Source organism: Streptomyces sp. NPDC001401, assembly GCF_042895385.1.
Lineage (GTDB): Bacteria > Actinomycetota > Actinomycetes > Streptomycetales > Streptomycetaceae > Streptomyces.
In genome coordinates, this window is the sequence record NZ_JBIAWI010000029.1 from 1 (window position 1) to 23815 (window position 23815).

The 23815-nt window shown below is 67.8% G+C and carries 24 protein-coding genes and 3 pseudogenes; 17 read left to right on the forward strand and 10 right to left on the reverse strand.

The window, feature by feature from the left end:
• From ACFY10_RS51190 to ACFY10_RS51200, 3 genes are all read left to right on the forward strand, one after another.
• On the forward strand, positions 1–948 hold a 948-nt coding region (locus ACFY10_RS51190), incomplete at its 5' end, for an alkene reductase (RefSeq protein ID WP_390672296.1).
• Positions 949–1083: 135 nt separating this feature from the next.
• Positions 1084–1512 (forward strand): ester cyclase, encoded by a 429-nt coding sequence (locus ACFY10_RS51195; RefSeq protein WP_388841046.1) that lies wholly within the window; start codon positions 1084–1086, stop codon positions 1510–1512.
• A gap of 231 nt (positions 1513–1743) precedes the next feature.
• Positions 1744–2559: an oxidoreductase gene (locus ACFY10_RS51200; protein WP_390672297.1), complete on the forward strand. Its 816-nt coding sequence runs from the start codon at positions 1744–1746 to the stop codon at positions 2557–2559.
• Positions 2560–2856: 297 nt separating this feature from the next.
• Here ACFY10_RS51200 and ACFY10_RS51205 read toward each other — a convergent pair.
• Together ACFY10_RS51205 and ACFY10_RS51210 are read right to left on the reverse strand one after the other, a co-directional pair.
• Positions 2857–2986, reverse strand: a pseudogene (locus ACFY10_RS51205) (TetR/AcrR family transcriptional regulator); the annotation flags it as partial.
• A gap of 81 nt (positions 2987–3067) precedes the next feature.
• Positions 3068–4290: pseudogene (locus ACFY10_RS51210) on the reverse strand (RNA-guided endonuclease InsQ/TnpB family protein).
• Positions 4291–4750: 460 nt separating this feature from the next.
• Here ACFY10_RS51210 and ACFY10_RS51215 point away from each other — a divergent pair.
• Entirely contained in the window at positions 4751–5260 is a 510-nt protein-coding gene (locus ACFY10_RS51215) for a winged helix-turn-helix transcriptional regulator (RefSeq protein ID WP_390672298.1), read from the forward strand.
• 15 nt (positions 5261–5275) lie between these two features.
• Here ACFY10_RS51215 and ACFY10_RS51220 read toward each other — a convergent pair whose 3' ends face one another.
• A complete protein-coding gene (locus tag ACFY10_RS51220) occupies positions 5276–5881 on the reverse strand; it encodes a CGNR zinc finger domain-containing protein (RefSeq protein WP_390672299.1) in 606 nt (201 codons plus the stop codon).
• Between the two features lie 67 nt (positions 5882–5948).
• On the opposite strand from ACFY10_RS51220, the gene ACFY10_RS51225 reads away from it, so the two are divergent.
• A complete protein-coding gene (locus tag ACFY10_RS51225; RefSeq protein ID WP_390672300.1) occupies positions 5949–6833 on the forward strand; it encodes an alpha/beta fold hydrolase in 885 nt (294 codons plus the stop codon).
• Positions 6834–7122: 289 nt separating this feature from the next.
• On the opposite strand, the pseudogene ACFY10_RS51230 reads toward ACFY10_RS51225, so the two are convergent.
• The 4 genes and pseudogenes from ACFY10_RS51230 to ACFY10_RS51245 form a co-directional block, all read right to left on the reverse strand.
• Positions 7123–7388, reverse strand: a pseudogene (locus ACFY10_RS51230) (MFS transporter); the annotation flags it as partial.
• Between the two features lie 83 nt (positions 7389–7471).
• Entirely contained in the window at positions 7472–8947 is a 1476-nt protein-coding gene (locus ACFY10_RS51235) for a class I adenylate-forming enzyme family protein (RefSeq protein WP_390672301.1), read from the reverse strand.
• A 35-nt stretch (positions 8948–8982) separates the two neighbouring features.
• Positions 8983–9906, reverse strand: a complete 924-nt coding sequence (locus ACFY10_RS51240) for an alpha/beta hydrolase (protein ID WP_390672302.1) — start codon at positions 9904–9906, stop codon at positions 8983–8985.
• A 6-nt stretch (positions 9907–9912) separates the two neighbouring features.
• Positions 9913–10881: an enoyl-CoA hydratase/isomerase family protein gene (locus ACFY10_RS51245; RefSeq protein ID WP_390672303.1), complete on the reverse strand. Its 969-nt coding sequence runs from the start codon at positions 10879–10881 to the stop codon at positions 9913–9915.
• Positions 10882–11141: 260 nt separating this feature from the next.
• On the opposite strand from ACFY10_RS51245, the gene ACFY10_RS51250 reads away from it, so the two are divergent.
• Complete coding sequence (locus ACFY10_RS51250; protein WP_390672304.1) at positions 11142–11825, forward strand: TetR/AcrR family transcriptional regulator; 684 nt, start codon at positions 11142–11144, stop codon at positions 11823–11825.
• Positions 11826–11864: 39 nt separating this feature from the next.
• On the opposite strand, the gene ACFY10_RS51255 is transcribed toward ACFY10_RS51250, so the two are convergent.
• Positions 11865–12761, reverse strand: coding sequence for a short-chain dehydrogenase/reductase (locus tag ACFY10_RS51255; protein ID WP_390672305.1), 897 nt, complete (start codon positions 12759–12761; stop codon positions 11865–11867).
• Positions 12762–12868: 107 nt separating this feature from the next.
• On the opposite strand from ACFY10_RS51255, the gene ACFY10_RS51260 reads away from it, so the two are divergent.
• The 3 genes from ACFY10_RS51260 to ACFY10_RS51270 all read left to right on the forward strand — a co-directional run bounded on the left by ACFY10_RS51260 (position 12869) and on the right by ACFY10_RS51270 (position 15068).
• Entirely contained in the window at positions 12869–13366 is a 498-nt protein-coding gene (locus ACFY10_RS51260; RefSeq protein WP_164321558.1) for a helix-turn-helix domain-containing protein, read from the forward strand.
• 107 nt (positions 13367–13473) lie between these two features.
• Positions 13474–14007: an SRPBCC family protein gene (locus tag ACFY10_RS51265; RefSeq protein ID WP_390672306.1), complete on the forward strand. Its 534-nt coding sequence runs from the start codon at positions 13474–13476 to the stop codon at positions 14005–14007.
• On the forward strand, positions 14007–15068 hold the full coding sequence (locus ACFY10_RS51270) for an LLM class flavin-dependent oxidoreductase (RefSeq protein WP_390672307.1): 1062 nt from the start codon (positions 14007–14009) through the stop codon (positions 15066–15068). Before ACFY10_RS51265 ends, ACFY10_RS51270 begins: the two co-directional genes overlap by 1 nt.
• 65 nt (positions 15069–15133) lie before the next feature.
• On the opposite strand, the gene ACFY10_RS51275 is transcribed toward ACFY10_RS51270, so the two are convergent.
• Complete coding sequence (locus tag ACFY10_RS51275; RefSeq protein ID WP_390672308.1) at positions 15134–15787, reverse strand: TetR/AcrR family transcriptional regulator; 654 nt, start codon at positions 15785–15787, stop codon at positions 15134–15136.
• Here ACFY10_RS51275 and ACFY10_RS51280 point away from each other — a divergent pair.
• Entirely contained in the window at positions 15767–15910 is a 144-nt protein-coding gene (locus tag ACFY10_RS51280; RefSeq protein ID WP_390672309.1) for a hypothetical protein, read from the forward strand. The genes ACFY10_RS51275 and ACFY10_RS51280 overlap by 21 nt on opposite strands.
• 36 nt (positions 15911–15946) lie before the next feature.
• On the opposite strand, the gene ACFY10_RS51285 is transcribed toward ACFY10_RS51280, so the two are convergent.
• A complete protein-coding gene (locus ACFY10_RS51285; protein ID WP_390672310.1) occupies positions 15947–16774 on the reverse strand; it encodes an SDR family oxidoreductase in 828 nt (275 codons plus the stop codon).
• A gap of 63 nt (positions 16775–16837) precedes the next feature.
• Between ACFY10_RS51285 and ACFY10_RS51290 the strand changes: the two genes are divergently transcribed.
• From ACFY10_RS51290 to ACFY10_RS51320, 7 genes are all read left to right on the forward strand, one after another.
• Complete coding sequence (locus ACFY10_RS51290) at positions 16838–18064, forward strand: acyl-CoA dehydrogenase family protein (protein WP_390672311.1); 1227 nt, start codon at positions 16838–16840, stop codon at positions 18062–18064.
• Between the two features lie 165 nt (positions 18065–18229).
• Positions 18230–18694: a MarR family winged helix-turn-helix transcriptional regulator gene (locus ACFY10_RS51295; protein ID WP_390672312.1), complete on the forward strand. Its 465-nt coding sequence runs from the start codon at positions 18230–18232 to the stop codon at positions 18692–18694.
• A gap of 108 nt (positions 18695–18802) precedes the next feature.
• Positions 18803–19843, forward strand: coding sequence for a tetratricopeptide repeat protein (locus ACFY10_RS51300; protein WP_390672313.1), 1041 nt, complete (start codon positions 18803–18805; stop codon positions 19841–19843).
• 265 nt (positions 19844–20108) lie between these two features.
• On the forward strand, positions 20109–20408 hold the full coding sequence (locus ACFY10_RS51305; RefSeq protein WP_390672314.1) for a DUF6400 family protein: 300 nt from the start codon (positions 20109–20111) through the stop codon (positions 20406–20408).
• A complete protein-coding gene (locus ACFY10_RS51310; RefSeq protein ID WP_390672315.1) occupies positions 20395–20652 on the forward strand; it encodes a hypothetical protein in 258 nt (85 codons plus the stop codon). Before ACFY10_RS51305 ends, ACFY10_RS51310 begins: the two co-directional genes overlap by 14 nt.
• A 194-nt stretch (positions 20653–20846) precedes the next feature.
• Positions 20847–22628: an enoyl-CoA hydratase-related protein gene (locus tag ACFY10_RS51315; protein ID WP_390672316.1), complete on the forward strand. Its 1782-nt coding sequence runs from the start codon at positions 20847–20849 to the stop codon at positions 22626–22628.
• Positions 22629–22690: 62 nt separating this feature from the next.
• On the forward strand, positions 22691–23779 hold the full coding sequence (locus tag ACFY10_RS51320) for a hydrogenase expression protein HypE (RefSeq protein ID WP_390672317.1): 1089 nt from the start codon (positions 22691–22693) through the stop codon (positions 23777–23779).
• Positions 23780–23815: the final 36 nt, after the last annotated feature.

The following is a 23815-nucleotide window of genomic DNA, read 5'->3' on the forward strand; positions in this document are numbered from 1 at the left end:
AACGCCGAGTACTACGCCCAGCGCGCCTCGCACGCGCTCATCATCACCGAGGGCACCCAGCCCTCCGCCGACGGCCAGGGCTACCCGGTGACCCCGGGCATCTACACCGATGAACACATCGCCGGCTGGCGCAAGGTCACCGACGCCGTGCACAACGCCGGCGGACGCATCGTCATCCAGCTGATGCACGTCGGGCGTATCTCCCACCCGGACAACACCCCCCACCACCGGCAGCCGGTCGCTCCCTCCGCCATCAAGCCGGACGGCCTCGTGTTCACCGCGTCCGGGCTCCAGGAGATGCCCGTACCGCGCGAACTGTCCACCGAGGAAGTCGCAGCCACGGTCGAGGACTTCAGGCGCGCCGCCGCAGCCGCCATCGCGGCCGGCGCCGACGGCGTCGAGATCCACGGAGCCAACGGCTACCTCCTGCACCAGTTCTTCGCCACCAACACGAACCAGCGCACCGATCGCTACGGCGGTTCCGTCGAGAACCGCATCCGCTTCGCCGTCGAGGTGGCCACCGCCGTGGCCGACGAGATCGGCGCCGGTCGCACCGGCCTCCGGATCTCTCCCGGCAACCCGTTCAACGACATCGCCGAGAGCGACACCCACGAGCTGTACCCGGCACTCGTGCGCGCCCTCGCCCCGCTCGACCTCGCCTACCTCCACATCGGAAACCACGGCGGCGACGACGAACTCCTGCACACCCTCCGCAAGCTGTGGCCGACCACCCTGGTCCTCAACCGGGCCGGCACCGACATCGACACCCGCGCCAAAGACGTCGAAGACGGTGTCGCCGACGTCGTCACCGTCGGCACCATGGCGCTCGCCAACCCCGACCTGGTCGAGCGCGTACGCACCGGCGCGCCGCTGAACACCCCGGACCCCGCCACCTTCTACGGCGGTGACAAGGCCGGCTACACCGACTACCCCACCCTCTCCGAGTGACGAACCCGGTCCACACCGCCTGACAAACCCCGGCGCTACCGGGTCCCGGCTAGCCGGTATGCACACGTGAGCCCATTAATTCACGGTCCGTCATCGGGGCGGAGCCGCTCCGCTCCATCTGTATGGGAGAAGCACATGTCTTCCTCGAACGTCAAAACCCAGACCTCCACCGCCGACTTGCACCGGCTTGCGGATGAGTACGTCAGGCGCGTCAACCTGCGTGACCTCGACGCCCTGTTCGACCTGTACGCGCCGGACTTCCGCTCCCATGCCGCCGACGGAACCACCACCGGCGTCGAGGAGACCCGCGCGGTGCTGGCGTCGTTCCTCGACGCGGTCCCCGACTTCGCCGCCACGCCGGTCCGTGTCGTCGCCGAGGACGATTGGTTCGCGATCAGCTTCATCCTCACCGGCACGAACACCGGGTCCTTCAACGGCACTCCCGCCACCGGCCGATCGATCAAGGTGCTGGAGCTCCGCATGTTCAAGGTGGTTGACGGGAAGCTCGCCGAGCACTGGGGCCTCATCGACCTGGCGACGCTCTTCGCCCAGTTGCAGTCCTGAGCGGGTTACGTGGGTTGATGTCTGTTTCACCCTTTCGCAAGGGGCGGGAGGGCCGGCCGCAGTGTCGCCGGGCGGTCGTGGTTTGGGTGAAGAAGCCCAGCTCGTCTCGAGCAGTCGAGGTGCAGGCTGCAGCTTGAAACAGGCGCGGGGATGTCGGGGATCGCGCTCAGGGCTTTCCCGAGCGAGGCCCTTGATAGTGCGACCGTAATGTAAAGACTTCGGGAGGCAGCTATGACAGCAAATCGGCCGGTGGCACTCGTGACGGGCGCGTCCTCGGGTCTCGGCAGGGCAACAGCACGCGCACTCGCCCAGGCGGGGTTCGACGTGGTCGGGACGAGCCGGAAGGCGCCGGACAGCACGCCTGGCGAGGGTGTGACGTTCCTCGCCCTCGACGTGACCAGCGACGACTCGGTGAGCAGCGTCGTCCAAGAGGTGATCGACCGGTTCGGGCGGATCGATGTCCTGGTCAACAACGCCGGGCTCGGCATCAACGGCGCCGCCGAGGAAATCTCTGTCGCCCAGGCGCAGCGCGTGTTCGATGTGAATGTCTTCGGCCTCATGCGCATGACCAGGGCCGTCCTGCCGCACATGCGCGGCCAGGGTCACGGGCGCGTCATCAACATCTCCTCCTTGGGCGGGTTCGTCGGCAACCCCTTCATGTCCGTCTACATCGCGACCAAGCATGCGGTCGAGGGCTACACCGAGTCCCTGGACCACGAGATCCGCGAGCACGGCGTTCGGGTTCTGCGCGTCCAACCCGGCCCCCTCAACACCTCGTTCGACACGAACTCGGTGGAGGCCGACACCCCTGTGCCGGTATACGCCCACCAACGGGCCATCTACGACGAGGTGATTGAGGAGGGGCTGAGGAACGGCGACGATCCCGCCGTCATCGCCAAGGTGGTCGTCGCGGCGGCGACCGACCGAAACCCGAAACTGAGCTATCCCGCCGGCTCACGAGCCCCACGCCTCAAGGTGCTGCGTCGCATCCTCCCCGCCCGGACCTTCGACAAGCAGGTGCGCAAGTTCAATCGGATGACCGGCTGACAGCCACGGGCCCCTATCGTCGCGTGGATCGATCGGCTCCCGCCTGGGAATGATCACGATGAACCTTGACGTCGCGCGCCCTGGACACGGAGGCATTGTCCGTGTCCTGGCACATGGCGAAACGGGTGAGTGCTCACATCTGGGACCAGAGCGGCGATGTGGCGGGGCGTCCCCATTCCCCGCTGACACCGCAAGGGTGTCGCCGATCATGCGAACGTGTGGACGCCGGGCGTGCGATCGCGCACGTCGCCGCCGAGGCCGGGATGTCCCGCCGCTGCCTGGCAAAGAGGCGGAAGTCGAGGCGATGTGGGCGTAGAGCGCGCCGTCGGTGAGTCCGGCGCCGCCGTCAGGATCGCGATGCCGAGCCGTCTGTCCCGTCCTGCTTGAATCGGCGGCCGGCCTTCTCGGTGATCCGTTGCCGTGTCACGTGCTTGTGCTCCTTGGGTTGACTTGCTCCTCGGGCTGAAGCCCGAGGATTCTGGCCTTCTCTTCCGTCGTTGCTGTTCCGCTACGCGGCACAGGGTTCGGGGGAGAATCCGTGGCTTCCTGCTTCGCTGCGCTGTGCCAGGACGGGTCCTGGTCTTACCTGCGCTCCACAGGCTGACACCGCCAGTCCGGCGGCCGTTTTCACATTCCTCGCGGCATTGTGGTCCCGATCGTGGACCGCTCTACAGGCGGCACAGGTCCACTTCCTGATGTGCAGGGGCTTGGGCCCGTCCTTGACCCCGCACTGCGAGCAGACCTGACTGGTCGGCTCGAACCTGCCGACCTTGACCAGAGTCCGGCCGTACCGGGCGGCCTTGTACTCCAGCATGTGGACGAACGCCGACCATCCGGCGTCGTGGACACTCCTGGCCAGCCTGGTGCGCGCCAGCCCTTTGACCGCCAGGTCCTCCACGCCGATCGCTTGGTTGTCGCGGATCAGCTTCGTGGAGAGCTGGTGGTGGAATTCGCGTCGGGCGTCGGCCACCTTCACGTGGGCGCGGGCGACCTTCAGGCGGGCCTCTTCCCGGTTTCTGGATCCCTTCTGTTTTCGGGACAGCTCCCGCTGGGCCTTTTTCAGTTTCTTCTCCGCGCGGCGCAGAAACCGGGGGCTGTCGATCTTCGTCCCGTCGGAGAGGACGGCGAAGTGCGTCAGGCCCAGGTCATGCCGACCGTCTGGTCGGTGTCGGGCATCCGGGCGGCGTCAGCACGGGGGTCGGTGTCGATGACGAAGGAGGCGCAGTACCGTCCGGCCGCGTCCTTGATGACGGTGACCGAGGAGGGCTGTGCGGGCAGGGAGCGGGACCATTTCACCTTCACCGCGCCGATTTTGGGAAGGTTCAGCTTCCCGGAGTCGGTGATGGACCAGCGGGCATTGGCGGTGAAGCGGATCGACTGGCGAATGTCCTTGCGGGACTTGAAACGGGGCGCACTCAACTTCGGCCCCCTGCGCTCGCCCCTGAGGGAGGCGAAGAAGTTCCTATACGCGGTCTCGGCATCGCGCAGGGACTGCTGGAGCACGACGGAGGAGACCTCGCCCAGCCAGCACCGCTCGGCAGTTTGCTTCGCCTGGGTGATCAGCTGCTTTGACAGGCGCCCGGCGGTGGGGAAGGCCAACCCGGCCGCGCGGGCGTCCTCCCGGGTGCGCAGCGCGTCGTTGAACACCACGCGGGCGCACCCGAACGCCCTGGCCAGAGCGGTGCGCTGGGCGGTGTCCGGGTACAGGCGGAAGCCGTACCGAAGCTGCATGGCGACCACGCTACATATTTGCGTGATGGGTGAGATGCAGAACATCAGAAATCGTCGGCACTGTCCTTTGTGAAGCCTGTCCACTTGGTCTTCGTGCCCGAGTTAGGTGAACTTCCCGCCCAGGTCGCCGTCACCAAGCTGGTCAACTCCCTCAACAGCGTCTGGCATCACCCGGCTCCGCCGGACAGGACTCCGCGACGCTCCGCGTCGCAACCATCAGATTCGCTTCACCATCGGGCTGAAGCCCGATGCACTGCGAATGAATCCCGGTAGCGCGCCACAGTCTTCCTCTCGTCGCCATGTGGGCTATGTCGGACCGATGCCTTGGAACCGGGCCTGGTCCATGGTCCGACTTACGTAATGTCATGCCGTCAGGCGATGCGAAAGGTGAGGGTCGCCTTGCCGGGGGCCGCTAGCTGAGTATCTGAATGTAAACTTAAACTCGGTTAGAATCGCTCCCATGGATGCATGGACCGAAGTCCTTGAAGACACCGGCATGGACCCCCTGCTCGACCGGGACACGTCCAACTGCTCGATCGCGCGAACCCTTGAGATCGTGGGCGAGAAGTGGACGATCCTGATCCTGCGTGAGGTGTGGTACGGCTCGTCCCGGTTCGGGGACTTCGAACGCGTCCTGGGCTGTCCTCGTAACCTCCTGGCGACGCGGCTTCGGATGCTGGTGGAGGAAGGGATCCTGGCGACCGAGACGTACAAGGAGCCCGGTTCGCGGAGCCGGCCGAAGTATGTGATCACCCCGAAGGGCATGGATCTGGTGCCCGCCGTGATGGGGCTGCTGCAGTGGGGTGACCGCTACCGAGCCGACCCGGAGGGGCCGGCGGTACTGGCACGACACCGCGAGTGCGGCGGGCGCGTCGACGTCCGGATCGGCTGCGAACGAGGCCACCCGGTGCAGACGCAGGACATCGAGAGCGTCCCCGGCCCAGCCTTTCGTATGAGGTCGTCCGAGTGAGCTGAGGACTCCCCGTCAGCTTTCCGTCATCCGGCCGCTCTGTCGTGTACGCGCCTGATGGAGGCGGACCTTGGTGCGGTTTCCGCAGCGGGACATGGAACACCAGCGGCGGTTGCGTGCCGGAGAGCGGTCCAGGAAGCGTAGTGCGCAGCGGTCCGCTCCACAGACACGGACGTGCCGGATCTCGGCGGAAACAAGCAGGTCGACGGCGTCCTGGGCGATGAGCGCCAGCGCGAGTGCGGGGTCGGTGGCGAGGGTCGTGGTGCCGGCGGGCTCCAGGCGGTCGTGGGTGATGACGAGTTGCAGGGCGGGTCTGGGGGCCGCCGCGGCGGATCGGTTGAGCAGCGTCACGTCGCCCGATGTGGGCAGTCGGCCGTCGGCGACCGCCAGTACGGTCCGGTCGATGCTCTCGCGCAGTCGTCGGGCGGACCTGAGCACGGCTGCCGTGGCGGGATCGGCGGTTTCCGGCGCGAGCAGGAGGGCCTCCCGGAGCCAGCCCATCAGGTCGTCCGGTCCCCCGAGTGTCTCCTCCGGAGTGGTTCTCCACCGGTTTCGGAGGGTGTTGGCGAAGTCCAGGCAGACCCGTCCGCCGTCCCAGATCCACATGTCGTCCGTTGCCACGTCTCCATTCTGCCCGCTAGCTTAACCGTCTAAGACGGTTAGCTCGTGTCAGGAAGGCAGCAGATCCATGGGACAGCTGACAGCGACGACCGGAGTGACGCAGGTGGACGGGGTCCGCCTGCACTACGTCCGAGCCGGGTCCGGACCTCTGCTCGTCCTGCTCCACGGCTGGCCGCAGACCTCCGACTGCTGGCGGCCGGTATTGGCGGATCTCGCCGCCGACCACACCGTTGTGGCGCCGGACCTGCGCGGATACGGCCTGAGCGACAAGCCCACCACCGGTTACGACAAGCGGCGCATGGCCGCCGACATGGCAGGCCTCGTCGAGGCGCTCGGCTTCGAGCGGGCCATGGTCGTGGGCCACGACCGGGGCGCCCGCGTGGGGCACCGCTGGGCGCTGGACCGCCCGGAGCAGGTCGAGCGGCTGGCCGTGCTCGACATCGTTCCCACCCGCGAGATGTTCCGCCGCCTGGACGCCTCGCTCGCCTCCGGGTACTGGCACTGGCTGTTCCACATGCAGCCCGATCTCCCCGAGCGCCTCGTGGGACCCGACATCCGCGGGTATCTCGAGTACTTCTTCGAGCGGTGGAGCTACAACCGACACGGACTCACCGCCGACGCGGTCGACGGCTACGTCCGCGCGTTCTCCCGCCCGGGCGCCCTGCGCGCCAGCCTCGACGACTATCGCGCCATGGAGGAGGACACCGCGCTCGACGACATGGACGCCGCCGAAGGCCGTCGCCTCACCACGCCGCTGCTGGCGCTGTGGGGTTCCGCGGGGCTGCCTGCCCGCCTGCCGACACTGGAGATCTGGCGTGACTACGCGGACGACGTCACCGGTGCCGAGATCGCGGAGTGCGGCCACTTCATCCCGGAGGAGCAACCGGAGGCACTGCTGGCGCATCTGCGGCCTTTCCTGGCCGGCAGGACGAGTCGGCGAGCCCCACGGTGACGGAAGCGGTGCCCCCTCAGCTGCTCGAGCGCCGACCCCAGGGGCGCCCTGTCCGAGGGGGCTTCGGCCATGGTGCGCCGACCCGAGGAACGTGCCTGGAGGGCAGGGCCTGACAGCTGTGGGGCGGCCTCGCCGTAACCGGCTGGGCGCCCCTCAGTCCGGGCTTCAGGCCGCTACCGCGGCGCCGGCCGGAGCACTCCCCGCAGCGAGGCCGGCGGCCGGGCTTGCGCTGCCGGGGCATGAACAACGCCACAGCCGCTGCCAGGGCGACGGCACCGGCTCCGACCCAGAGCAGAGCCGTACCCACGAAGAAGCCGCCCAGCACCGGCGTGCTGGTCCAGCCGTCGGCGTTGCCGCGCACCAGGGCGTAGACGATGCCGATCAGGCCGCCGCTGACCATGGTCGTGCCGGCAAGGTCGAGGCTCGGGTTCGGGTCGTGGTTCTCGCCCAGCCGCAGAAGGGCCAGCGGAATCGGCGCCAGACCGAGCGGGACGTTCAGCCAGAAGATCCACTGCAGGAGAGATCCTCGGTGAGTGTGCGACCCCGACAAGGCCCGCGCGATCGCACACAGCTGGGGGCGCCTTCAGTTGGGGTTATGGGCCGCTAGCTGGTGCGGCCCATAACCCCAACTGTGCTGATCAGGACCCTGCAAGGACGGCGGTGTGGCCTGCCCGCAAGGAGCCTTTGTCGATCTTGCCGACCGCGTTCTTCGGGATGGCTTCCACCACGACGTATGAGGCCGGGCGCTTGAAGCCGGTCAGGCTGCGCGCGCAAAGCACTTTGAGCGCCGCGGGGTCGATGGTCGAACCAGGCCGGGGCTGAACGTAGGCGACCACCACCTCGCCCCACTTCTCGTCGGGTACGCCGATCACTGCGGCCTCGAGGACCGACGGGTCGCTCGCGAGCACGTCCTCGATCTCCTTGGGGTAGATGTTCTCCCCACCACGGATGATCATGTCTTTCGAGCGTCCGACCAGTGTCAGATAGCCCTCGGCGTCGAGGTGGCCCACGTCGCCCGTGTGCAACCAGCCGTCGACGACGACCCGGGCCGTGTCGTCCGGACGGCCGAGATAGCCGCGCATGATGTTGGGGCCCCTCAGGACGACCTCGCCGTCCGTGCCCGGCGCCGCCTCGGTACCGTCGGCGTCGAGGATCCGGATCTCCTGGCCGGGGAAGGGAAGCCCCACGGTTCCTGCGCGACGGGGTCCCGCGACGGGGTTGATGGTGGAGCCGCAGGTTCCTTCGGAGAGCCCGTACCCCTCGACGAGGGGAAACCCGTACCGGGCCTCGAACCGGGTCAGCAACTCGGCGGAGGCAGGTGCGGCGCCGCAGACCGCGAACCTCACCGACGATGTGTCGGGCCGAACGTCGTCAGGGAGTGCCGCGAGCATGCTGTAGATCGTCGGGACGGCACTGAAGAAGGTGGGGCGCTCCTGTTCGACGAGGTCGAAGAAGTGATGGGGGTCGAATCGGCGGCCCGCGATGACGACACTGGCGCCGGCAAGAAGCGGCGTCAGGATGCTGACCACGATGCCGTTCACGTGGAAGAGCGGCAGGATCAGCAGGCAGCGGTCGCTCGGCCCCAGCTCGAGAGCCTGGCGTCCCATCTCCGCCATGGCGTCGATGTTGGCGTGGTCGAGCATCACGCCCTTGGGTACCCCGGTCGTGCCGCTGGTGTAGATGAGGAGAGCCAGCGCGGACGAGTCCAGACGCGGTGCCTGATCCCACTCCGGCGCCTGATGTTCGCGCAGTTCACCGACGGTGAGTGTGGCGAGGCCTGCCGTGGTTTGCGAACCGTCCTCGACCACGAGCAGGCGCGCATCGGAGTCCTTGAGCTGCCGGACCACTTCGACATCGGTCATGCTCGGGTTGACCGGCGTGATGGTGGCGCCGAGCCGCCAGGCGGCGAACAGCAGAAGGACGAACTCGGCGCGGTTCGTCAGCTTGAGGGCGACGACGTCACCGGGACCGATTCCGAGGTCGTGGAGCTGGCGCGCCGTCCGGAGGACGCCGCTCAGCAGTTGGGCGTTGGTGAGGGACTGCCGCCCGTCCGATACCGCGGCCCCCTGGGGGTCGAGCTCGGCTCGGCGGTCGGGCAGAGAAGCGAATTTCATGGCGAACGTACCTGTCTCGGTGTGATGCGATCCGGTCAAGTCGTCGACACGGCGGGTGCCGGGTCCAACTGGCGGGAGAGGAACTCGATCTGGTCGCGGACCAGCGCCTCGAACGTCTCGCCGGTATAGAAGTCGAAGTGACCGGCGTTGTATCTCTTGATCTCTCCTTGGGGCGCGGTCCGGGCGTACCGGAGGGTCTGGGCGGGAGGCGTGACCGAATCGGTGTTGCTGACGCAGAAGAGGATGGGCATGGCGACCTTCCTTGCCGCACGCCCGGGCCGGTAACCGGCGATGGTCGGAATGACCCGTGCCGCCACTTCGTTGCGGAACGTTGTCCCGGCAGGCTGCAGTGCCTGGTATCCGGGGAGGGCGTCCGGAGCGTTCATGAGGGCCGGGGAGCCAGGGGCGGCGGCGATGGGAACCATCGCGGGTGCCTTGCCACGCACTCTGGCTGTCAGATCCCGGGCAAGTACGGGGGTCATTCTGAGCGAGGCGACCGGGCCGAGCGCGAGCGCGGAGGCGAGACCGTCGGTGAACGGGCACTGGGCCACGGCCGCGCGTAGTTCCGGATGTCGAGAGGCCACCGTGATGGCGTGGCCGCCGCCGAAGGAGCTGCCCCACACGGCGACGCGTGCGCGGTCGACATCATGGCGTGTCTTGACGTAGGCGAGGGCGGAGTCCCAGTCGGCCAGCTGGCGCTTGATCGACAGGAGCTGGCGAGGGTGGCCGCCGCTGTCCCCGAAGTGTCGGTACGTGAAGGCAAGGGAGGCGATGCCGGCCTGTGCGAAACGCTCGGCGAAGGCGTCGAGGCGCATCTCGCGGGTGGCGCCCAGGCCGTGTCCGAGAACGACGACGGGCGGGGAGGTGACACCTGTGGGCAGGTAGAGCCAGCCGGCGCAGGTAGCGTCGCCGGAGGGGAAGGTGACGTTGTGCCGGATGAAGGGCTGTGGTGCTGTCATGTCGAGTCACCGTTCATTCGTCGAGCGGCGCCCGGGCACGCTGCCCGAGGCGAGTGCCTGCGTGTAGGTGTGAGGCCTGTAGAGCGGGAGTTCGCCGGTCACGTCTGTCGCATTCAGGTAGCCGAGCATCAATTCCTGACCTTCCTGCGACATCACCCTGGTGAAGAACTCGGCGCGTTCGACGTGCAGACCGTCCTCCAGTGACATGGAGCCACCGAAGTACACCGACCTCTTGGCAGCCGCGACCGATCCCTTTGATCGCTTGCCGAGGCGTTCCGCGAGTTCTTTCGCCTGTGTGACCACCTTGTCCTGCGGAACGACCTGGTCGACCGCTCCATTGGCGAGAGCCTCCGCAGGTGTGAAGGGCTTGCCTTCGAGGATCGCTGCCAAGGACCGGTGGGTACCGATCAGGCGAGTCAACCGCTGGGTGCCGCCTCCGCCGGGAATGATGCCGAGGAGGACTTCTGGCTGGCCGATGAAGAAGTCTCCGTCAGCCATGACCCGCAGATCGCATGCCCAGGCGAACTCCGCGCCGAGGCCGAGAGCCGAACCGTTGAGGGCAGCGACGAAGAGGACACCGCTGCGGTTCATCCGGAGGAACGTCGTGTGCAGGCGCTCCAGTTGGAGGGCACCTCGCATCGGAGTCTTGCGCATCAAGGTGCCCAGGAGACGAGATCGGTCCACGTGCTTTGCCAGGCGCACGACGGCGGCGGCTCCACGGCGGCCGACGGTAGGGCTGGCTGCGCCCTCTTCTTGAAGCCATCGGACCGCGGCATGGCTGACGAACCGTTCGGGATGCGCCCCGGTGAAGACGACGGCACGAATGTTCGGATCGCGGTCGGCCCGGTCCACCAGTTTGTCCAGCTGGGTGGAGATGTCGAGGCCGAACTCCTGGTGCGGGCCACCGTCGACATGGACGACCAGGACGGCTCCCCGGTCCTCGATCTTGAGATGGCCCTTGTCTTTGTACGGCATGAAGTCTGCTCCCGTGCTGAGTTCATGGAGGGGTGGGAAAGTGCGTGGGGACAGTTACGGCCGCGTGTGGCAGTGATGGGGTCGTGTTCGCCCCGGGGGGGTGTCCGCGCAGGCGGCATGAGACTGGGCAGCGCGTGACGACGGGTCCAGAGATGTACGCCGTGTCCGTGACGACATGTCGCCCACAATGTGTAACATTGCCGTGAAGAGTTAGATAACCAAGTTATTTTGAATGTGTCAACGGTGGAGGCAGGCGAGACATGGCAGGGCGGGCGAGGGTCGAAGACGCGCAGGAGCGACTTGTCCAGGCGGCCATCGGTCTGCTGGCCGAGCAGGGGCCGTCGGCCATCAAGGCGCGCACGGTGGCTTCCGCGAGCGGACTGTCGACCATGGTGGTCTACAGCCACTTCGGCGGGATCCCTGAGCTGATGAGCGCCGTTGCCGACCATGGGTTCAAGGAACTCGGTAGAGCTTTTGCCCAGGTGCCGGTGACTGAGGATCCGATCGCGGAACTCTTCGCCATGGCCTTGATGTGTCGTCGAATGGCCCACGAGAACCCTCACCTCTACGACCTGATGTTCGGCCTGTCCACTCGCGCGACATACCGGCCGCTGTCGGACGCGGACCTTCGCCTGAGTGGGCGCTCACCGGCATTTCGAGAAGCCCACGCCCATGTCGCCGCGGCGTGCGAACGGCTCGTGCGCTCCGGCAGGGGCCGGCAGCAGCGACCCGAGGTCATAGCCGCTCAGTTGTGGAGCTTTGTACACGGCTACATCACCCTTGAACTGGCCGAGCACTTCGTCGAGTTCGACGACGCGGTGATGCAGGTGCTTCTGCCGATGGGTGTGAACTTCTCTGTCGGCCTGGGTGACAGGCGTGAACGTGCCGAGGCCTCGCACGAGGCCGGCGCGCGCTTGTACGACTCCATCGTCCAAGGCCTGTGAGGAGGGGGGGCGGCCGGGTGCCGCCCCTTGCGCTCCACGCTAGGGCGACCTGGTCTCCACGATGGGGCTGTTGGTACCCGGCGTGAGTTGGTCATGCCTCCCCAATGCCTCGACCTCCCGTTCCAGGGACGGAACCGCGCGGGCCGCGAAACGCCGAGCCCAGGGCCAGGTCAGCGGCGAGTTCAGTGCCCCCTTGGCCCAGTTGGCCACGGCGACCGCGCGCGGCACGTACACGCGGCTGCGTCGGCGCACGAGCCCGTCGACGATCGCAGCGGCAGCCCGGTCGGCGCTGGTGGTGACATTGCCCGGATAGGGCAGCCGTCGGCGCAGCCCCTGGAACGAGGGGAGGTCTGCCTCGGCCCCCCGGACGAGGTCCGTGTCGATCCAGGAGGGGTGCACGAGGCCGACCGTGACCCCGAGGTGTGCCACCTCCTGGCGGTAGGTCAGGGCGAGCAACTCGGCCGCGGCCTTGCTCGCGCCGTACGAGGCCATCGCGGCCAGCGGCATGAAGGAGAGCGCGGACGCCACGACCAGTACATGGCCCCGGCTGCGCTCCAGATGGGGCGTCGCGTACTTGAGGGTGCGGAACACCCCGTTCAAATTGACGTCCAGGACCCGCTCGAACGACGCCTCATCTGTCTGCCGAACCGTTCCGTACGCCACGACGCCGGCATTGGCGACGACGAGGTCGACGCCGCCCATGACCTCCGCGGCCCCATCGATCGCTGACCGGAGGGCGGCACCGTCACGCACATCGGCCTCACACCATGAGGCGGCGGGGCCCAGATCATCGGCGAGGGCGCGCAGCCGATCGGACTCCAGGCCGAGCAGGGCCACACGAGCCCCTCGGGCGGCGGCCAGGCGGGCCACCTTCTCGCCGATCCCGCGTGCCGCTCCGGTGACAACCAGCTTTCTGCCCAGCAAGTCACGTTTCATGGCGGCAACATAACTTCGTTATTTACGGAACACAAGGCATCGCGCGCAGGTTCCGTACTCGCTGTACCTGCTGGGTCTCATGACTGGACGAACCTATGCTGGCTGTCATGAGGCGGACATCCTTTGCTCAGTGGCCCTGCTCGATCGCGCGGACCATGGACCTGCTCGGGGACTGGTGGACGCCCTTGGTGCTGCGCGAGGCGTTCTACGGGATCCGGCGATTCGACGCGTTCCAGGAGTCGCTGGGGATCGCACGCAACACGCTCACGGACCGGCTGCGCCGGCTGGTGGAGGAGGGGCTGCTGGAGAAGCGGCCGTACCAGGCGGAGCCGGTTCGCTACGACTACGTGCTCACCGAGAAGGGGCGCGACTTCTACGGCGTGCTGCTGGTGATGAATCGCTGGGGGGACCGTTGGCTGGCTGGTGAAGCGGGCCCGCCGGTCGCCATGCATCACGAGGTGTGCGGGGAGGACACCCATGCCGAGGTGGTGTGCGCCGCCTGTGGTGAGCCGATGACCGCAGACAACACCCGCACTCGGATGGGCCCTGGCTATCCGCCGCACCTGGCCGAGCGGCCGGATGTGAAGGAGCGTTTCGCGGGCTGACTCAGTGGTTCCGCAGATCGGCACTCACCCTTGACAGGTAAGTCTATCTACGCAACTTTACAGGTCACAAGCTCACGTGGGTGTCATTGGCGGGAGGCTGCGGGATCATGGAGTGGACGGGGGCGCGCTATGCGGACAAGCCGACGGTTGAGGTTCACACCTGGATCGCCGCCCCACCGGCGGAGGTGTGGACGCTGGTGTCCGACATTGAGCTGATGCCGCGCCTGAGTCCCGAGCTGCAATCGGTCGAGTGGCTGGATGGTGGAGGCGGCCCTGCCCTGGGGGCCCGATTCATCGGCCGGAGCAGTCATGAGTCCTTGGGGGAGTGGGCCACCACGTCCCACATCGTCGAGTGTGAGCCGTCGAGGAGGCTCGCTTGGGCGGTGGAGGACCCGTCGAACCCGACAGCGATCTGGCGGTTCTCGTTGGAGCCGCAGGACGGCGGCACTCTGCTGCGGGAATGGATGCAGATGGGGCCCGCTCGCTCGGGTCTCTCCTTCGCCATCGACCGCATGCCGGAGAAGGAGCAGAAGATCGTCTTCGTGCGCATGCGGGAGTTCGAGGCCAACATGATCGCCACTGTCGAGGGGATCAAGAAGCTGGCTGAGGGCGCCGGGGCCTCTGGCGAGGCGACTCTCTGATGCGTACCTCTACCACGATCGAAGCCTCCGGCGCCGATTGGCGGGAGATCGTCGACTACGTCACCGAGGCGGAGAAGCTCGGTCTGGACATCTGCTGGGTGGCGGAGGCGTGGGGCTCTGAGGCGCCCTCGCCGCTGGGCTACCTCGCCGCGAGGACCGAGCGCATGCTGCTCGGATCGGGAATCATTCAGCTCGGCACCCGCACGCCGATGGCCATCGCCCGCGCCGCGATCACGCTGTCCCGGATTTCCGACGGGCGCTTCCTTCTCGGACTGGGACCCTCCGGGCCGCAGGTGATCGAAGGACTGCACGGAGTGCCCTTCGACCGTCCGCTGTCACGGATGCGAGAGACCGTCGAGATCGTGCGGCGGGCCGCGTCGGGGGAGAAAGTCGCCTACTCCGGGCGGGAGTTCCAGATCCCCCTGCCGGGCGGGGAAGCCAAGCCCATGCGGCTGTCGATGCGCGCCGAGTACGACATCCCGGTCTACCTGGCGACCCTCTCCCCGAAGATGCTGCACCTGACCGGTGAGATCGCGGACGGCTGGCTGGGCACCAGTTTCGTACCCGAGGGCGCCAAGGAGGCGTACTTCGACCACCTGGACCAGGGCCTGGCTGCCGCTGGTCGCAGCCGCTCGGACCTGGACATCTGCCAGGGCGCCGAGGTCGCCTTCGCCGAAGACGAGGACGCGCTGTGCGCAATGGTCGCCGGGCGCAAGAAGGAGCTTGCCTTCAGCCTCGGCGGCATGGGCTCGGCGACCACGAACTTCTACAACAACGCCTACAGCCGCCAGGGTTGGGCCGAGGTGGCGGCCGAGGTCCGGACACTTTGGCAGGCGGGGGACCGGGACGGCGCGGCCGGCCTGGTCACCGACGAGATGGTGCTGGCGACCACGCTGATCGGAACCGAGGACATGGTGCGCGAGCGGCTGCGCGTGTGGCGCGACACCGGTGTCGACACCGTTCGCTTCTATCCCGCCGGCGAGACCCTCGCCGCCCGACTCGCGACCTTGGGCCGGGCCATCGACCTGGTCCGCGACATCGAGGACGAGGCGGCACGGTAGCGACGGGTCATGCCGGCCAACGAGGGCCGCTCAGCGTCGGCGCCGTCGACGGGGTCCCGGTCAGGTCAGCCGCGGGCGCTGATGTCGTCGGCGGCCAGGCCCGACATCAGCAGGGTGATCGCGCGGAACGTCCTGGCCAGGGCATCTTCCCGATCCGCCGCGGCGGCGATGATCTGGTTGCCCTCGCACAGGCCTGCCAAGAGCAGCCGGGCGACGGTGGCGACGGGCACATCCGGTTGCAGGTCGCCGCGTTCGGCCAAAACGGTCAGGAGCCGTTCGATCGGCGGTTGGGCGACGGTTTCGTTGATGTGCCGGTACTGCTCGCCCAGGACCGCGGGTGCCTGGGCCATCAGCTCACGGTGCAGGGGGTCGTCGATGGTCCGCCGCAGGAAGGCGTGCGTGAGGTTGGCCACCGCGGTCATGGCAGGCTCGTCCGGCGTCGCCCGGACCGCCTCGGACGTCGCGTCTCCCAGAGCCCCGACCTGCTGAATGAGCTCCGTGTACAGCTCGGCGAACATCGCCTTCTTGTCCGGGAAGTGGTGATAGAAGGTGCCCTTGCTCACCAGCGCCGCCCCGGTGATGGCCTCGTGGCGCCGGGACCAGCGCGGCGTCGGATGTGCTTCCGTCGCCCTGCTCCAGGAGTCGGCCGCCGCCCGGGCGCGGGCAACGGGGTCGGCAGCGACGGCGCGGGGGTCATCGTGGACGAGATCGCTGGCCATCCGGCGCCCGAGGGTCCCAAGCCCGCACGCGGCAAGGCCCCCGGACTCTTCGCGATGATGGCGGGGTCGTTGCAACTGTCCCGCGTCGCCTTCGGCTCGAAGCTCGCCGACCAGGTCCTTTAGAACGCCCCTCGCGTTCATGTGCTGAGCGGTGCGGGATCAGGCCGGATCGACGAATATGTCGAGCGCGAGATCACCCTCAAAGCCGGCAGGGCTGTAGCCGGACAGGTCGGTGACGCCCTCGTCCGAGAGGACCTCGTCGTCGATGAACAGGTTGGCGGTGCACTTCCGCGCGTCACGCGTGACGATGGCGTACGCGGCGTCAGCCATGATCCGCGGACTGCGGGCTTGTCCGGCGCCGCCGACCACATTGCGCACGGCGGCTGTGTTGATCAGGGTCCGCGGCCATAGCGAGTTGGCGGCGATGCCGTCGGCGGCGAGCTCCTCGGCGAGCCCGATGGTGCACAGGCTCATGCCGTACTTCGACAGCGTGTAACCGAGATGCCTCCCCACCCAGTGCGGCGCGAGGTTCAGCGGCGGGGAAAGCGTGAGGATGTGCGGGTTGCTCGCCTCGCGCAGATGTGGGATCGCTGCCTTGCTCAGTAGGAACGTGCCACGCGTGTTGATGTCCTGCATCAGGTCGTACCGCTTCATCTCCAGCTGCTCCGACGACGACAGGTCGATCGCGCTGGCGTTGTTGACCACGATGTCGATGCCGCCGAAGGCGCTGACCGCCGCGTTGACGGCGGTGCGCACATCGTCCTCTTCGCGGACGTCGCCGACTACGGCCAGCCCCTTGCCGCCCGCGCGCTCAACCTCGTCGACGGCGGTGTGGACCGTGCCTTCGAGCTTTGGATGCGGCACGGCGGTCTTGGCGAGCATCACCACGTTCGCACCGTCGCGGGCCGCGCGCAGGGCGATGGCGAGTCCGATGCCGCGGCTGCCTCCCGACATCAGGACGGTCTTGCCGGCCAGCGTCTGAGTCATGGCTGAACCTCCAAAATAGATTGCCAGACTAATGATACGCGATGCTAATGATATCTTCCACGTATGACTTCGACTCCCACGCGCCAGATCGACCGGCTCTACCACGAGCTCCTGGCCCCCAAAGAGACACAGTCCGTTCGCGCTGCCGTGCGCCGGATCGCAGAACGCGAAGTGGCTCCGCACGCCGTGGCGATCGCCGGTGGCGACGAGCGCACGGACGGCTTCCCCCGGGATGTTTTTGAAGGGCTTGCGTCGGCGGGGGTCTTCCGAATCCCCTTCCCCGGCGAGGTCGGCGGCGATGGCCTGACCCACCCGGCGACCGCCACTGCCGCGGCCGTCGAGGAACTGGCCTACTACTCGAGCAGCGTCGCGGCCGTCTTCGATGTGCACTGCATCCTGGCGGGCAACGCCCTGCGGCAGGGCACTGAGGAGCAGCAGCAGCGGTGGCTGCGAAAGGTCGCGGAAGGCTCAGTGGTCGGTGCCTTCGCCACCACTGAGCCGGATGCCTCCAGCGACCTGTCTCCGCAAGCGGTACAGACCGAGGCGATACGCACCGAGGCCGGCTGGGTGCTGAACGGCCACAAACGGTGGATCTCCAACTCGCCCGTCGCAGGGTTCGTGGTGGTTCTCGCCCGCACCGGCAGGCGGCTGAGCATGTTCATCGTCGACACAGCACTTCCGGGCGTGGAAGTCGGCCTTCCCGACCGCAAGATGGGAAACCGCGGTCAGCTCACCGCGGACATCCGATTCACGGGAGTGCAGCTTTCCGACGACGACCTCCTCGGTGGCGCCGAAGGGCACGGACTGCGTCATGCGCTGTCGACTCTGACCTATGGCCGGATCGGCATCGCGGCTGCCGGGGTCGGCATGGCGCAGGCCGCCTTCGATCACACCGTGGCCCACCTGTCGACGCGACACGCCTTCGGCAAGCCGGTGGCCGCCAACCAGCACTGGCAGTTCCTGCTCGCCGAACGGGCCACCGAGATCGAGAACGCCCGCACCCTCTGTACCAAGGCCGCTCTGCGTCTGGACGCCGGTGACTCGTCCCCGGAGCCCGAGGCCGCGATGGCGAAGTACTACGCCACCAAGCTGTCCGTGGACATGGCACGCGACGCCGTCCAAGCCTTCGGAGGCCTCGGCTTCGCGCGCGAACTGGGTGCCGACGGCAGCCCCGGCCCTGTCGAGGCGATCTACCGGGACAGCAAAATCGGTGAGATCTACGAGGGGACCAATGAGATCCAGAAGTGGGTCATAGCTCGGCAGATCTTCGGTCGGGCCATCGTCGGCTGATCGCCCAGGACGCGCCGGTGCAGTAAGCCGACGGACAGTGGGGCATCCCGTCGGCCTGCAGCGGTCCCGCCGCCTCGGGCTTTCTCGTACGATGGACAGGGCCATACGTATGACTAACCATGGGCGGGATAAACGATGTCCGAGGCTCCGCTGGTACCAGGGACAGTGGCCGAGCACACCATCTGCCTGCTGGTCAAGCTCGGGCAGGTGGCGTTCAGGATCGCTGAGGACGGTATCGGCGGGACCGGTCTGCGAGTGCGGCACTACAGCGTCTTGCAAGCTCTTGCGGACAACGGCGCCATGCCGCAACTGGCACTTGGTTCATTCCTGCGTATCGACCCGGCGACGATGGTGACGACTCTCGACGATCTGGAGCGCACCGGATACGCCGAGCGGACGCGAGATCCACAGGATCGTCGCCGCTACGCCGTGGACATCACCGCCGATGGCCGCAAGGTTCTTGCCGACCTCAACCGCACACTCGTCGATCTCGACGGTGAAGTCCTCGCAGACCTGGGTGCCACGGAACGAGACGCGCTTCACGCCCTGCTGGGCAGCCTCGCGGGAAGTCCCACTCTGACCTCCCTGTTCGACGCCGCCCGGGAGCAGAATGGAGCGAGACGGGCTTAGCGTCTTGGGGGGATCGCACCTGGGTGCGGCGGTACGCCCCGGTTCTGGCGAAGTCCCGGAAGGGCGGCCGCCGAGGTCGCGCAGCAAGACATCGCCATCAAGCTTCCGGTGGTCCTCTACGACTACCTCGTCTGGTGTGGGTACTTCGACGACCTGATCGCCGTCACAACGACCGCCTGCGCCATCGCCCACCAGGCAGGAGCAATCGCCGCAGAGGCAGGCGCATGGAACAACCTCGGCATCGCACTGAACGGTGCCTCACGCTACGCCGAAGCTCTCGCCGCCTACGAGCGGGCCCTCGCACTTTTTGCTTCACTCGACGATCACAACGAACGGGGTAAGGCACTCAATGGGAAGGGCCCTGCCCTGCACGACTCCGGGAAACCTGCAGAGGCGTTGCTAATCCACCAAGAGGCTCTCGCCATCCAGCGAGCCGTAGGGGATCTGCGCGAACAGGCCGCGGTGCTGAACAACCTTTCCCTGGACCATCAGGAGCTCGAGAACTACGCAGAGGCGTGTGCAACAGCCGAGGAGGCCGCCTCCCTTTTTCAACGTCTCGGCGACCCCACGAATGAAGCGAATGCACTGTGCGCGGCGGCTTTCAGCGCCGGCAACGGCGCGAAGGGGCCGCGTTTTTACGACTGGGCCTGGGTCCACGTCGGCACCGGCAGTCACCGGCACCTGCTCATCCGCCGCAACCGGTCCACCGGCGAACTCGCCTTCTACCTGTGCTGGTCACCCACCGAAGTGCCCCTGTCCGCACTGGTCCGCGTCGCCGGCATCCGCTGGAGCGTGGAGGAATGCCTCCAAGCTGCCAAGGGCCAAGTCGGCCTCGATCACTACCAAGTCCGACACTGGACCTCCTGGCACCGGCACGTCACGCTCGCCATGCTCGCCCTTGCCTTCCTCACCGCCATCGCCGCCGACGCGGCATCACGGCGGCCCGCCGAAACCCGTTTGCCCGCCCGCAGCAGCGATCCGATCACGCTGACTGTCCCGGAGTTCCGTTACCTCCTGGCCGCCGTCTTCCACGCACCAGCCATGACAGCGGCCAGGCTGCTGCATTGGTCCACCTGGCGCAGACACCACCAGGCAACAGCCCGACGCAGCCACTACCGACGACGGGTCGCCGACGAATCTGCTGGGTAAATCACGAAACCGTACTGGAGTACTAGCTGTACCACTGGTTCCTGGCGAAGGCGGTCGTGTGAGGCATGGGGGTCGGCTCCCGTCTCTCTGTGATGTCGACATCGTGATGCCTGGAGCTCTTTCGAAGGGGCGGCTGGCCCGTGAATGGTCCGGATCCTGATCCTCGGACCGCGGAGACTCATGGAAGGGGTTGTCGAGGTCGGCTGCTGTGACTTCTCCCACCTGCTCTTGCCGGGGTGCGGGACGCTTACCTACGTTCGGTCGCATGTCCCCCCATGGCCGAGCCCTTCCTGGCGAACCGGACGAACCCGCTGCAGCGGGCAGGCCGGACACGCACCCGTTGGTCGAGCTGGCCGTCGACCTCAGCTCCCACGAACTGCTCCGGCGCGCTCATGTCCTGGACGCTCTCGGCCCCGACTGGGACCCCGTCGCCGCGCTGCACGGCGAGGAAGCGGCGTATGAGCTGCTGTATTCCGGCCTCAGCGCGGAGCAACAGCGCGTGTACGACGAGCTGGTCTCGGCGGGTGTGCTTCCGCGGAGAGGAAACGGCCATGCTGCCGCTTGACCCGCAGGCCGACATCGGGCGTCGCGCCTGGGTGGCCTGCCCGAACTGCGACGACCGTCGCGGGTGCGCCACCTGCGAGCAGGGGCGCACCTGTTCCGAGCACTGGCGCTACCTGCTTTCCCACGTCGGCAGCCTGCTCCACCTGCAGTGCCGGTCGTGCACCCACATCTGGGCACACGAGACCCACTTCGGTGCCACCCGCTCCCGGTGGGAGCGCATTACCGGCGGCCTGCGGCGAATGTGATCATTTACCGCGGCCGACTCGGTGAGCCGGGCCGTCGGTGCCGCCGCCGGCCATGGCCGGTGAGGCCGGACGGCGGATCGGCGCCCGCGTTCGGATGATCTCACCGCCTGTCGTCGGGGACGGCAGGCCACCTTGCCCGAGGATCGCGTTCGGCGGCCATCCCTGCCTGCCGTTCGCCCGCTCCGGAGGCAGCTGTGCACATCCTGCTCCTAGCCAGTGCGTTCAACAGCCTCACCCAGCGTGTCCACGCCGAGCTGCGCGACCGTGGCCACACCGTGGCGGTGGAACTCGCCCTGCCCGACAGCCCGTTGCCCGAAACCGTGCGGCGGCATGCACCGCAGCTCATCGTGGCGCCGATGCTGAAGACGGCGATTCCCGAGGAGGTATGGACAGCGCACGCTTGCCTGGTCGTCCATCCGGGACCCATGGGCGACCGCGGACCGTCCTCGCTGGACTGGGCGATTCACGAGGGCGTCGACCAGTGGGGTGTCACCGTCCTGCAGGCCGACGGGGAGATGGACGCCGGTGACGTGTGGGCCTGCGTGCCCTGCCGGGTCCCTCCGGTTCCCAAGAGCGAGCTGTACCGGGGCGAGATCGCCGACGCCGCGCTCGAGGCTGTCATGCTCGCGGTGGAGCGCTTCGCCGAGGGAACCCACGTACCACGCAAGCAGGACGCGGCACGCAGGGCCGACGCCCGCCTGCGCTCCCGCCCCTACCTCGACCAGAGCGTCCGGCGAATCGACTGGGCCGAGGACTCCACGCAGGATGTCCTGCGCAAGCTGAGGGCGGCGGACTCGCAACCCGGTGTGCTGGACGTGCTGCTCGGCCGTGAGTGGTACCTGCACGGCGGTCATCCCGAGAGCGTGTTGCGCGGCCGCCCGGGCGAGCTGCTGGCCACCAGGGCCGGGGCGGTCTGCCGGGCCACCCAGGACGGCGCCGTGTGGATTCCCGAGCTGCGGCCCCGGCGCGTGCCCGGGCAGCCGCCCACGTACAAACTGCCTGCCGTGCGGGCACTGGGCGACCTGCTGCCGCCCCTGCCCGAGCATGCCCTGCCCCTGCTGCCCGAGGTGCGGCACCGCATTTGGACGGACATCCGCTACCGGGAGGACGGGAACGTGGGTTTCCTCTCGTTCTCCTTCCCCGGCGGCGCCATGAGCACGGAGCAGTGCCGACGTCTGCTGGACGCCTACCGGGAAGCGTGCGCGCGGCCCACGTCCGTGCTGGTGCTGGGCGGCGAACGGGACTTCTTCTCCAACGGGATCCACCTCAACGTCATCGAGGCCGCGGACGACCCCGCCGCCGAGTCCTGGGCGAACATCAACGCCATCGACGACCTGGTCGAGGCGGTCCTGACGACGACGGACAGGCTGGTGGTCGCGGCGGTTGCGGGCAACGCCGCGGCGGGCGGGGTGATGCTCGCCCTGGCGGCCGACGAGGTGTGGTGCCGCTCGGGCGCCGTGCTGAACCCTCACTACCGCCTGATGGGCCTGTACGGCTCCGAGTACTGGACGTACACCCTGCCCCGCAGGGTGGGTCCCGCGACAGCGGAACGCCTCATGTGCGGGGCTCTGCCGGTGAGTTCGGCAGGCGCACTGCGCCTCGGGCTCGTCGACCGGGTGGTCGACTGCGGGCCCGACGAGTTCGCAGGGGAGGTCGGCGGCCTGGCAGCGCGCCTGGCGTCACTGCCGGCGACGGCGTCACGGATCACCGCGAAGAAGACGGAGCTGGACCGGCTGGAGAGCGTGACCCCGCTGGCCGGCTTCCGTGAGCAGGAGCTGGCCCGGATGCGCCGGACCTTCGACGACTCGGACGCCCCGTACCACGCGCTTCGTCGTTCCTTCGTCCACAAGCAGCGGCCGGTGTGCACCCCGCCGCACCTCGGTCCGCCCGCGGTTGCGCAAACCCGTCCGATCCCCTCTGCCGCCGACGTCACCGGAACGGTCCCCGATGGCATCTCGCCACGGCCGAACGGCTGATACGAAGAAGGCTGAGGCCGAAATGCAGGCTTTCATCCCTTACCTCCCCGGGAGGCGGTCCCATGACTGAGGCGACACCGGGCACAGTCGGCACTGCGGACGCAGGCGGCGCGCCCGCCGACGAGACACCCACGATCCACATTCTCTGGATCAACGCGGGCCTGAGCTGCGACGGTGACTCGGTCGCGTTGACGGCGGCCATGCAGCCCAGCATCGAGGAGATCGTGCTCGGTGCGCTGCCGGGTCTTCCGAAGATCGCCGTCCACTGGCCGCTGATCGACTTCGAGTGCGGTCCGGTCGGCGGCGCGGACACGTTCATCGAGTGGTTCTTCAAGGGGGAGCGGGGCGAGATCGACCCGTTCGTCCTGGTCGTCGAGGGTTCCGTCCCCAACGAGGCGATCAAGCCCGAGGGCTACTGGTGCGGCTTCGGCGACAACCCGGAGACCGGCCAGCCGATCACCACCAGCGAGTGGATCGACCGGCTCGCCCCGAAGGCGCTGGCGGTCGTCGCCATCGGCACCTGCGCCACCTACGGCGGCATCCACGCCATGGCGGGCAACCCGACCGGCGCGATGGGCGTACCGGACTATCTCGGCTGGGACTGGAAGTCGCACGCGGGCATCCCCATCGTGTGCGTCCCCGGCTGTCCGATCCAGCCCGACAACTTCTCCGAGACGCTCACCTATCTGCTCTACCAGGCGACCGGCGCGGCCCCGATGATCCCGCTGGACGACAAGCTGCGCCCGACCTGGCTGTTCGGCGCCACCGTGCACGAGGGATGCGACCGCGCGGGCTACTACGAGCAGGGCGAGTTCGCCCTGTCGTACGACTCGCCGAAGTGCCTGGTCAAGCTCGGATGCTGGGGCCCGGTCGTCAAGTGCAACGTGCCCAAGCGCGGCTGGATGAACGGGATCGGCGGCTGCCCCAACGTCGGCGGCATCTGCATCGCCTGCACCATGCCCGGGTTCCCCGACAAGTTCATGCCGTTCATGGACGAACCCCCCGGCGCCAAGGTGTCCAGCACGGGCAGCACCGTCTACGGCGCGGTGGTCCGCAGGCTGAGGGACATCACGGCCAGGACGGTGGACAAGGAGCCCAAGTGGCGCCGTACCGGAGAAAAGATCACCACCGGATACCGACCCCCGTGGTGAGCATCCGCCGCAGGTAGTCCGCACCCCCGCTTCGCG

Coding starts and splice junctions, on each gene's coding strand:
- ACFY10_RS51270 (WP_390672307.1), top strand. CDS start 14,007: ATGCGTACCTCTACCACGATCGAAGCCTCCGGCGCCGATTGGCGGGAG.
- ACFY10_RS51305 (WP_390672314.1), top strand. CDS start 20,109: ATGTCCCCCCATGGCCGAGCCCTTCCTGGCGAACCGGACGAACCCGCT.
- ACFY10_RS51225 (WP_390672300.1), top strand. CDS start 5,949: ATGGGACAGCTGACAGCGACGACCGGAGTGACGCAGGTGGACGGGGTC.
- ACFY10_RS51215 (WP_390672298.1), top strand. CDS start 4,751: ATGGATGCATGGACCGAAGTCCTTGAAGACACCGGCATGGACCCCCTG.
- ACFY10_RS51235 (WP_390672301.1), bottom strand. CDS start 8,947: ATGAAATTCGCTTCTCTGCCCGACCGCCGAGCCGAGCTCGACCCCCAG.
- ACFY10_RS51195 (WP_388841046.1), top strand. CDS start 1,084: ATGTCTTCCTCGAACGTCAAAACCCAGACCTCCACCGCCGACTTGCAC.
- ACFY10_RS51285 (WP_390672310.1), bottom strand. CDS start 16,774: ATGACTCAGACGCTGGCCGGCAAGACCGTCCTGATGTCGGGAGGCAGC.
- ACFY10_RS51260 (WP_164321558.1), top strand. CDS start 12,869: ATGAGGCGGACATCCTTTGCTCAGTGGCCCTGCTCGATCGCGCGGACC.
- ACFY10_RS51245 (WP_390672303.1), bottom strand. CDS start 10,881: ATGCCGTACAAAGACAAGGGCCATCTCAAGATCGAGGACCGGGGAGCC.
- ACFY10_RS51265 (WP_390672306.1), top strand. CDS start 13,474: ATGGAGTGGACGGGGGCGCGCTATGCGGACAAGCCGACGGTTGAGGTT.
- ACFY10_RS51275 (WP_390672308.1), bottom strand. CDS start 15,787: ATGGCCAGCGATCTCGTCCACGATGACCCCCGCGCCGTCGCTGCCGAC.
- ACFY10_RS51240 (WP_390672302.1), bottom strand. CDS start 9,906: ATGACAGCACCACAGCCCTTCATCCGGCACAACGTCACCTTCCCCTCC.
- ACFY10_RS51250 (WP_390672304.1), top strand. CDS start 11,142: ATGGCAGGGCGGGCGAGGGTCGAAGACGCGCAGGAGCGACTTGTCCAG.
- ACFY10_RS51310 (WP_390672315.1), top strand. CDS start 20,395: ATGCTGCCGCTTGACCCGCAGGCCGACATCGGGCGTCGCGCCTGGGTG.
- ACFY10_RS51320 (WP_390672317.1), top strand. CDS start 22,691: ATGACTGAGGCGACACCGGGCACAGTCGGCACTGCGGACGCAGGCGGC.
- ACFY10_RS51200 (WP_390672297.1), top strand. CDS start 1,744: ATGACAGCAAATCGGCCGGTGGCACTCGTGACGGGCGCGTCCTCGGGT.
- ACFY10_RS51290 (WP_390672311.1), top strand. CDS start 16,838: ATGACTTCGACTCCCACGCGCCAGATCGACCGGCTCTACCACGAGCTC.
- ACFY10_RS51255 (WP_390672305.1), bottom strand. CDS start 12,761: ATGAAACGTGACTTGCTGGGCAGAAAGCTGGTTGTCACCGGAGCGGCA.